This is a genomic window from Methyloparacoccus murrellii (assembly GCF_054657115.1).
In genome coordinates, this window is record NZ_BAAHXD010000043.1 from 21,966 (window position 1) to 31,327 (window position 9,362).

Sequence of the window (9,362 nt, forward strand, 5' to 3'; positions counted from 1 at the left end):
CGCCGCCCGCATGTCCACGTCGCCGCCACCTGCTGCCACCCGGGCCAGCCACGGCCGTGCCATGGCCGGGGTGCTGCTCGCGCTGCTGCTGATCCTGGGCGGTCCTTTCCTGTTGCGGCCGCGCGAGGCTGGCGAGGCGCTGCGCTACGACCGCCGGCTGGTGATCCTGTCACCGCACAACGAGCGGGTGCGGCGCGAAATCGGCCGTGCCTTTGTCGAGGACTGGAAGGCCCGCACCGGCGAAACGGTCTACCTGGACTGGCGCATCCCGGGCGGCTCGACCGAGATCGCCCTGTTCCTGAAATCCGAATTCGCCGGCGCCTTCCAGTATTTCTGGGAGACCACCCGGCACCAGCCCTGGACGGCGGCGGTCGCCTCGGCCTTTGCCGATCCCGGGACGCCGCCGCCCGAGCCGGCCGGGAGCCCGGACGATCTGGCCAGGGCGGCGCGACGGGCCTTCCTCGCCACGCCGGTCGGCGTGGGCGTCGATCTCCTGTTCGGTGGCGGCGCCTACGACTTCCACCAGCTGGCCGAGGCGGGCTACCTGGTGGCCGGCGACGCGGCCGCGGGTACCGGGCTCGCCGCCATCCGCACCGCCTATCCCGACTGGTTCGGGCCGGAAGCCCTGCCGGCGGCAGCCGGCGGCGAGCCGTTCCGCGATCCGGCCGACCGCTGGTGCGGGGTGGTGCTGGCGACTTTCGGCATCGTCTATAACCGCGACGTGCTGCGGCGGCTGGGCATCGCCAGCGAACCCGGGCAATGGAGCGACCTCGGCCAGCCCGGGCTGTCGGGCCAGGTGGCGCTGTCCGATCCCACCAAGAGCGGCTCGGTGGCCAAGGCGTTCGAGCTGATCGTCCAGCAGCGGATGCAGCAGGCCGTTGCGGCCGCCGCCGCGCGCGGCCGGCCGGAGGCCGACGGCATCCGCGAGGGCTGGCTGGCGGGGCTGCGGCTGATCCAGCGCATCAGCGCCAATGCCCGCTACTTCACCGATTCCGCCGCGAAGATTCCGCTGGAGATTGCCCGTGGCGATGCCGCCGCGGGCATGGCCATCGACGCCTATGGCCGGGCGACGCAGGAATTCGTGCGCCGGCCCGACGGCAGCAGCCGGGTCGGTTTCGCCACCCCGCTGGGTGGCACTTCGGTCAGCGTCGATCCCATCGCCCTGTTGCGTGGCGCGCCCGATCCCCGGCTGGCGACGGCCTTCATGCGCTTCGTGCTGTCGCCACGCGGACAGAAGCTGTGGGCCTTCCGTCCCGGCACGCCGGAGGGGCCGGTGGCCTCGGCCTTGCGGCGCCTGCCGGTGCGGCGGGATTTCTACACGGCGGAGAACCGGCGCTACCGCAGCGATCCCGACGAGCAGCCCTATCGGCAGGCCGAGCATTTCGTCTATCACGCCGGCTGGACCGGACCGGTGTTCGGCGCCCTGCGCTTCCTGATCCGGGTGATGTGCGTGGACACCCATGACGAGCAGCGGAGCGCCTGGCGGGCGCTGATCGCGGGCGGTCTCCCGGCTCCGGCGCTGGCCGCCTTCCACGATCTCGACGGGCTCGACTACGATGCCGTGCGCGACCGCATCGCCCCGGTGCTGCGGGCCCAGGACAAGGTGGCCGAGGTGCGCCTGGCGCGCGAGCTGACACTGGCCTTCCGCGAGCGCTACCGGCGCGCCCGGCAGCTGGCCCAGGGCGGGGAGGGGGGCCGGTGAGTCCGCGGCTGGAAAGGCTGGTGTCGGTGGCCGCGGCCCTGTTCTTCGGCCTGTTCTTCGTGCTGCCGATCTGGGGCACGCTGCGCGCGGCCTTTGTCGATCCGGCGGGCGGCCATACGCTGGCCTTCGTCGGTGAGGTCTTCCGCCATCCGCTGTATCGCGAGGGATTGGTCAATTCCTTCCTGATCGCCGTGCTCTCGACCCTGGGCTGCCTGATGCTGGCCTTGCCGCTGGCCGTGGCCTATGTCCGCTACACCTTTCCCGGCCGCACGCTGTGCAACTCCCTCCTGCTGACGCCCCTGATCCTGCCGCCCTTCGTCGGCGCCCTGGGCGTGCAGGCGATGCTGGGGCAGGCGGGGGCGCTCAACAGCCTGCTGACCGGGCTGGGCCTGATCTCGGCCGAACGGCCGATCGACTGGCTGGGCGAGGGGCGCCTGGCCGGTGTCGTGCTGATGAACGTCCTGCACCTCTATCCCATCGTCTACCTGAATGTCGCGGCCTCGCTCGCCAATCTCGATCCGGCCCTGGAGGAGGCCGCGGCCAACCTCGGCTGCCCGCCCTGGCGGCGGTTCTGGCGCATCACCCTGCCGCTGACCCTGCCGGGGCTGTTCGCGGGCGCCGCCATTGCCTTCATCTGGGCCTTCACCGAACTGGGGGTGCCGTTGATCTTCGATTACGCTCGCGTGACCTCGGTGCAGATCTTCAGCGCCATCAAGGATCTCAACGATAACCCCTTTCCCTACGCGCTGGTGGTGGTGCTGCTGTTCTTCACCACGCTCTTCTACGCCCTCGGCCGGCTGGCCCTGCGCGGCGACTGGTCCGGCGGCGGGGGCCGGGCGACAACGGCGCGCACGCCGGTGGCGCTGGCGGGCGCCCGGGGCTGGCTGTGCGCGGCCGGGTTTCTCGGCGTCATCGCCCTGGCCCTGCTGCCGCATGCCGGGGTGGTGCTGATGTCGCTGGCCGGCGACTGGTACCGGACCGTCCTGCCGCAGCCGCTCACGCTCGCGCACTACCGCGGCGCGCTGGGACACGAGCTGACGCTGACCGCCATCGCCAACAGCCTCAAGTACGCCTCGCTGGCGACCCTGCTGGACGCGGTGCTGGGCGTTGCCGTGGCCTGGGCGGTAGTCCGCGGCACCACCCGCTGGCGGCACTGGCTGGATACCCTGGCCATGCTGCCCCTGGCGGTGCCGGGCATCGTCATGGCCTTCGGCTACCTGGCCCTGTCGCGCGAGGGGCAGCCGCTGCACGGGTTGATGCTGGGCGAGGATCCGGTGCTGCTGCTGGTGATCGCCTATGCCATGCGGCGGCTGCCCTATGTGGTGCGCTCCGCCGCGGCGGGGCTGCAACAGGTCAGCCCGGCGCTGGAGGAGGCGGCGCAGAATCTCGGCGCTGCGCCACTGCGGGCGCTGTGGCGCATCACCCTGCCGCTGGTGGCGCCGAACCTGCTCGCCGGCGGATTGCTGGCCTTCGCCTTCGCCATGCTGGAAGTCAGCGACTCGATGATCCTGGCGCAGCAGACCGTTACCTTTCCCATCACCAAGGCCATCTATACCCTGGCCTCGGCCCTCGGCGACGGACCCGCCCAGGCGGCGGCGCTGGGCGTCTGGTCGATGCTGTTCCTGACCCTCACGCTGATCGCCGCCGGCCTGGCGCTGGGTCGCCGGCTGGGCGCCCTGTTCCGGGCCTGAGGCGCGCGGCTGGTTCCGGATGGCGAGGCTTTCGGTGGCAGCGAAATCGCAGCAGTATGGCGTGCAACGGCCGCTCCATTGGGATGATCGTCGACCGTTAAGACCCTCCAGCGCCTATCACGTCGACCACTCATTCGACAGCGATTCCGCCTGCTTGAGCACCAGCTCGACCGCATCGGCCTGCTGGTCGGGCGGGTACTTCCACTTCTGCAGGCAGCGCCGCACCAGAATCCGCAATTTCGCCCGGACGCTTTCGCGTACCTGCCAATCGACCGTGGTGCTGGCACGCAACTTTTCCGTGATCTCGATGGCGATCTTCTTCAGGATCTCATCACCCAGTTCGCGGACCGCGCTTTCATTGTTGGCCAGCGCGTCATAGAAGGCGATCTCGTCCTGTCCCAAACCCAGTGCCGCCTCGCGTTCCAGCACGGCCTGAAACTCCTTGGCCATCTGGATCAGCTCCTCGATGACCTGCGCTGTCTCGATGGCGCGGTTGTGGTACTTGCGCAGGGTTTCCAGCAGACGGTCGCCGTATTTCTTCTCCTGTACCACGTTGTTGCGCGCCCGTGCCTTGATCTCGTCGCGCAGCAGTTTTTCCAGCAATTCCACGGCCAGATTGCGGCTGTCCATCTGGCGCACGTCTTCCAGAAACTCGTCGGACAGCAGACCGATGTTGGGTTTGTCCAGCCCCGCCAGCGCGAAGATGTCGGCCACGCCGTCGGCAACGATGGCGTTGTCCAGAATCTGCTTCAGCGCGCTGTTCTTCTCTTCGGTGGAGCGCTTCTTGTCCACCGTGGTGAACTTGGTGATGGCCGCCTTGATGGCCGAGAAGAAGGCGATCTCCTTGCGCAGCGCGGCGGCTTCATCCAGCGTGCCGCACAGCGAATAGGCCTTGGCCACCGCCACCATGGTGTCGAGGAAACGCTGCTTGCCGTCCTTCAGGCCCAGCAGATGGTTGGCGCAGGGCAGCAGCAGTTGCATGGCGTGCGTCTCGAAGCCGCTGTAGTTGCAGCCGTGCATCATGCCGCGCACGATGTCCATCTTCTCCAGCAGCACCGACAGCGCTTCGGCCGCGTTGTGCGTCGGGTCGCCCTTGCCCTTGGCTTCGGTGTAGGCCTTGAGCGCGGCTTTCAGCTCATTGGCAATACCGATGTAATCCACCACCAGGCCGCCGGGCTTGTTCTTGAACACCCGGTTGACGCGCGCGATGGCCTGCATCAGGTTGTGGCCCTTCATGGGCTTGTCCACGTACATGGTGTGGCAGCACGGCGCGTCAAACCCCGTCAGCCACATGTCGCGCACGATCACCAGCTGCAGCGGGTCCTTGGCATCCTTGAAGCGCTTTTCCAGCCGCTTCTTCACCTGCTTGCTGTACAGGTGGGGTTGCAGCAGCGGCTTGTCGGCCGCTGAACCGGTCATCACGATCTTGATGGCCCCTTGCTCAGGGTCGTCGCTGTGCCAGTCGGGCCGCAATGTGATGATGGCGTTGTAGAGCTGGGCGCAGATGTCGCGGCTCATGCAGACGATCATCGCCTTGCCCTCCAGCGTCGCGCTGCGGGTTTCGAAGTGCTCCACCAGATCTTTCGCCACCTGCGCCAGCCGCGGCTCGGCGCCTACCAGCTTGGCAAGCTGAGCCCATTCGCTCTTGGTCTTCTCGCGGCTGGCGATGTCCTCTTCATCCTCGACAACTTCTTCCACCTGCGCGTTGAGCGCGTCGATCTCGGCCTGCTTCACATCCAGCCTGGCCAAACGGCTCTCATAGAAAATGGGCACCGTCGCGCCATCGTCCACCGCATCCTGAATGTCATAGATGCTGACGTAGTCGCCGAATACCGCGCGGGTGTCCTTGTCCTCCAGGGCGATGGGCGTCCCGGTGAAACCGATGAAGGTGGCGTTCGGGAGCGCATCGCGCAGGTGCTTGGCATAGCCGAACACGTACGTGCCCGTCCTGGTGTCTAGCCGTCCTTTGGTGCCGTATTGGCTGCGGTGGGCCTCGTCCGAAATCACCACGATGTTGGTACGGCCAGACAGCAGCGGGTGTTTGTCCTCCTCCTCCAGCAGTGCGAATTTCTGCACCGTGGTGAAGATGATCCCGCCTGCCTGACGCGAGGCCAGCATCTCGCGCAGTTCGTCACGACTGCCCGCCTGCACGGGCGTGGTCTTGAGCAAGTCACTGGCGGCGCAGAAGGTGGCAAACAACTGGCCATCCAGATCGTTACGGTCCGTCACCACCACCAACGTGGGGTTCTTCATCTCCGGCTGTTGCAGCAGCTTGCCCGCGTAGCAGGCCATGGTGATGCTCTTGCCGGAGCCCTGGGTATGCCACACCACACCCGCCTTGCGCGAGCCGGGCACGACCTCCTTGCCGTAGGTGGCCCGCTCGTCGCGCACCTCCAGCAAGCCCTTGTCGGTATCCTGAGACGCGATCACGGTGGCGCGCACCGCCTCGCGCACCGCATGGAACTGGTGATAGCCGGCGATCTTCTTGATTACCGCATCGCCATCCTGCTCGAACAGCACGAAATGACGGATGTAATCGAGGAACAGCGCCGGCGCAAAAAAACCGCGCACCACGGTTTCCAGTTCCATCTGCAGGCGCGGCCGGTCGTCTTCGTTGGCGAGGGTGCGCCAGGGCAGCATGCGTTCGGCATTGGCCGTGAGCGAGCCGACACGGGCCGTCCAGCCGTCGCTCACCACCAGGGCGGCATTGCTGTTGAACAGGCCGCTGATCTCGTCCTTGTAGGTCTGCAACTGGTTGAAGGCATCCCAGACGTCGGTCTGTTCGTTGGCCGGGTTCTTCAGCTCGATCACGGCCAGCGGCAGGCCGTTGATGAAGACCACGAGATCAGGTCGCCGAGGCTGCTTGGTGCCGGCGACCGTGAACTGGTTGATGACCAGGAATTCGTTGTGCTGCGGGCTGGCAAAATCGATCAGGTGCACCAGATCGGTGACCTTTCTCCCCTCGCCCTCTGGGAGAGGGGTTGGGGGTGAGGGAGTGAACTCCACCGCCACACCCGAGAGCAGCAGCCGGTGAAAACTGCGGTTGCGCACCACGGCCTGCGGCTCGCTGATGGTTTGCACCACGTGTACGGCCTGCTCCAGCGCAACGGCAGGAATGTGCGGGTTGATGCGGGCCAGGGCCGCCAGCAGCCGGTCGCGCAGAATCACCTGCCGGTAATCGGCTCGTTCAGGGTTCGTGCCGTCGGGTGCAATGTCCGGCCCATGCACAAACTGCCAGCCGGTTTCCTGAAACCAGCTGATGCATAGGTCTTCGAGTTGTTGTTCGTTCATCATGGCTGTGCCAACTCCCTGATTTGTGCCAGCCACGCGGCAAAGAACGCACACTCGGCTTCGATCTTGGCCAGACCGATCTTCTGGGCAGCGATGGGGCCATGCCTGCGCTTGCGATAACTGGGGTTACTCAATTCACGCTCCAGATGCGCAGCAGGTTTGGTTTCTGGTCGATCGTTGATGTGCTCGGGTGACTCGGCAGCAGCACGCGCCGCCGCTAGTGCATCGCTTGCCGCCTGCCAGCCCGGCTCGACACGCGTCAATGTCGGCACATCGCTGAACAGCAGCGCCTCAAACTCATACGGCTGGATATAGGGGATGAACCGGCCCGGCTGGCAACCTGCAGCAGCCACAATATCTGCATGCAGCTCGCGCCGGAGCACGTCGAGTCTCTGACCGAGGTCATGCAGGGATCTCGATTGCTCAAAGCCAGGAAATCGCTTGTCGAGTTTGTAGAGATCAAATAGCGTTGTTACAACAGGCGCGCTTTTCTGGCGCAGGGTGTTGCGCAAATGCGGTTTCACCCGGTCATAGTTCAACGCGCCACCTCGATGTCCCGGTGAGGTTTCCACCATTTGCGGTTCAAGGTACAGGCCCACGCCATAAAAGCCGGGGGCCAACACATCGCGGACAAATTCTTCTTCGGTCTCGCCCTCGCAGACCACCACAACGCGGCTCATCGGGTTGGTCTCCCACCCAGCACATTGCGTTTCCACAATTCACCCAGGCTGTAATCCTCAGTCAACCAATCAGCCAACTCCTCGGCATCCAAACGTTTGAACACCGATGCGTCACCCTCGCGCTGAACCACCACCACGTCTTCCGGGTGAAAGTTGTTCAGCAACTCCACCGACTGTGTGGAAACGATCACCTGTTTCGACTCGGCAGCCTCTTTCAGCATCTCGGCCAGCAGGCTGATGGCAAAGGGATGCAGTCCCAGCTCAGGCTCATCAATCAAAATGGTGTCAGGCAGCAAAGCTTGCGGTTGCAGCAACAGCGTGGTCAGACAAATAAAGCGCAGCGTGCCGTCGGAAAGCACATGCGCTTTCCAAGGCGTGTCAGGTCGCCCACGTTCTGTCCACTCCAGTTCAATGAATTCGCTGGCTTCATCACGGAACACGAAATCGCCAAAAAATGGTGCCGCACGGCGTATCGTTTCAACAATACGGTCATAACTCGACTCGAATGAAGGTGTGGTCTTGAGCTTGCGCAGATAAGCGGCCAAATTTGCTGCGTCAGGTTTGAGGCGCAGGTTGTCATTGACGGCATGGATACGCTTGACGGTCGCTGTGTCGCCTGTGTCGTGGAAATGGTATTGCCTCCAAATCTGCAGCTTATCCAAAACGTAGCGGCTCACCGTGGCGCTCTGGCTGTTTTTGTCGGTTCGGATGCGCGCAGTGTCGTGCCCTGCGCCCAGCAAGTAAACCTTGGGAAAGCTATAACCAGCCCCACGAACGGTGGGTTCCTCACGCGAGAAGATCAGGCGGTTGTCTTGCGTGGCTTCCAAAGTCACGCGATAGCCGTTTTCAAATGAACCCGTGACGCCCACATTGGGCGAGAACTGAATCTCCAGCTCCATCTGCGGTGTCACTTTACTGCCGTAGTGCAGTAGCGCTTCCGGTCCGCCCCATTTCTGCACATCAAGGGGAAAGTTGTCACCCACCACCGAAGCCAGGAAGCGAAACAGCCCGATGAAATTGCTCTTTCCTGCACCGTTGGCACCAATCAGGACATTCAGCGGACGCAGCGCAAAGTTTTCCAGCTTGGCGATGGATTTGTAGCCTTTGACTGTGAGTTTCTGAATTTGCGTCATCCTTTGGACTCCAGAAAAGAAAATTCAATCATTCGAAAATCACCTGGCGACGTGCCACTGCGATGGCTAGCTTGAGGAGTTTTTCCAGCAGGCTGTGATCCGGCTTGCCATCGTCGCCTGCGGGTGTGTCATACCAGAGGGGACGAATCTTCAGCTTAAGCAATCGTGCTTCCTTTTGTGCCTTCTCTTGAAGCGTCGATGGTTTGCTCAAAAGTGCAAAGTGGTCCGGTATTTCAAAAGCAGCTTCATCTACTACAGACATGAAGAGATCGAGCGTCTTATCCTGCTCCAGACTGCAACCCAAGAACAGCAAGGAATGGCTGATGAAGATCTGCCGCAGCGCCCGGGGTAGCTGGTTTTGGAATGAAAGCGGCTCACCATACGCGGCCTGATATTGCGCCTGAGTAAAAACGTAAGTGTTTTCCTGCCGCGCATCACCATGCAACTTCAGAATGCAGCGCTCGCCGCGCAGCAGGCGCTGTACAAAGGCATTGCCCGGCTGCATGCCGTACATATAACCATCCAGTGCCTGACTGTGTTGCTGGAACAGGTCCTCGATCACCGAGTCAAAGTTTGTAGTGACGATGCAGCCGTGAGCCAATTCAGGCAACAACAAAACAGGACCTGCAATGGCGCCCGCACGTTGGCGAAACTCGGTCTTGATAAAGTGCTTTACCTGATCTGCAGCTGCTTCATGCAGCACCTGCGCCGCCTGCAAGTAATCGTATTGCGCCATCAAAGGCTCGATGTCCTGCACGTCCAAACCATCGAGCTTCTGTGCGATCTTGCGCAATGCCTCACCCCACATGGGGTAACCACAAGATTTTGAAAGACCTGCACCGACGAAAGGGGCAATTCTTCCTAG

General features: G+C 63.6%; 6 protein-coding genes. 2 read left to right on the forward strand and 4 right to left on the reverse strand.

What is annotated here, in order from left to right; translation table 11 throughout:
* The first annotated feature begins 10 nt into the window (after positions 1 to 10).
* Positions 11 to 1,702 carry an ABC transporter substrate-binding protein gene (locus ACYQ1H_RS12140; RefSeq protein ID WP_460028305.1) on the forward strand — a complete coding sequence of 564 codons (1,692 nt, stop codon included), beginning with the start codon at positions 11 to 13 and terminating at the stop codon, positions 1,700 to 1,702.
* A complete protein-coding gene (locus ACYQ1H_RS12145; RefSeq protein WP_460028306.1) occupies positions 1,699 to 3,393 on the forward strand; it encodes an ABC transporter permease in 1,695 nt (564 codons plus the stop codon). Before ACYQ1H_RS12140 ends, ACYQ1H_RS12145 begins: the two co-directional genes overlap by 4 nt.
* Positions 3,394 to 3,510: 117 nt before the next feature.
* Here ACYQ1H_RS12145 and ACYQ1H_RS12150 read toward each other — a convergent pair whose 3' ends face one another.
* The 4 genes from ACYQ1H_RS12150 to ACYQ1H_RS12165 all read right to left on the reverse strand — a co-directional run.
* Entirely contained in the window at positions 3,511 to 6,687 is a 3,177-nt protein-coding gene (locus tag ACYQ1H_RS12150; protein WP_460028307.1) for a type I restriction endonuclease subunit R, read from the reverse strand.
* Entirely contained in the window at positions 6,684 to 7,364 is a 681-nt protein-coding gene (locus tag ACYQ1H_RS12155; RefSeq protein WP_460028308.1) for a DUF4276 family protein, read from the reverse strand. Before ACYQ1H_RS12155 ends, ACYQ1H_RS12150 begins: the two co-directional genes overlap by 4 nt.
* Positions 7,361 to 8,497 (reverse strand): AAA family ATPase, encoded by a 1,137-nt coding sequence (locus tag ACYQ1H_RS12160; RefSeq protein WP_460028309.1) that lies wholly within the window; start codon positions 8,495 to 8,497, stop codon positions 7,361 to 7,363. Before ACYQ1H_RS12160 ends, ACYQ1H_RS12155 begins: the two co-directional genes overlap by 4 nt.
* Positions 8,498 to 8,525: 28 nt before the next feature.
* Positions 8,526 to 9,362: SIR2 family protein (locus tag ACYQ1H_RS12165; RefSeq protein ID WP_460028310.1), on the reverse strand; the 837-nt coding region annotated here is incomplete at its 5' end.

Coding starts and splice junctions, on each gene's coding strand:
- ACYQ1H_RS12155 (WP_460028308.1), bottom strand. CDS start 7,364: ATGAGCCGCGTTGTGGTGGTCTGCGAGGGCGAGACCGAAGAAGAATTT.
- ACYQ1H_RS12160 (WP_460028309.1), bottom strand. CDS start 8,497: ATGACGCAAATTCAGAAACTCACAGTCAAAGGCTACAAATCCATCGCC.
- ACYQ1H_RS12140 (WP_460028305.1), top strand. CDS start 11: ATGTCCACGTCGCCGCCACCTGCTGCCACCCGGGCCAGCCACGGCCGT.
- ACYQ1H_RS12150 (WP_460028307.1), bottom strand. CDS start 6,687: ATGATGAACGAACAACAACTCGAAGACCTATGCATCAGCTGGTTTCAG.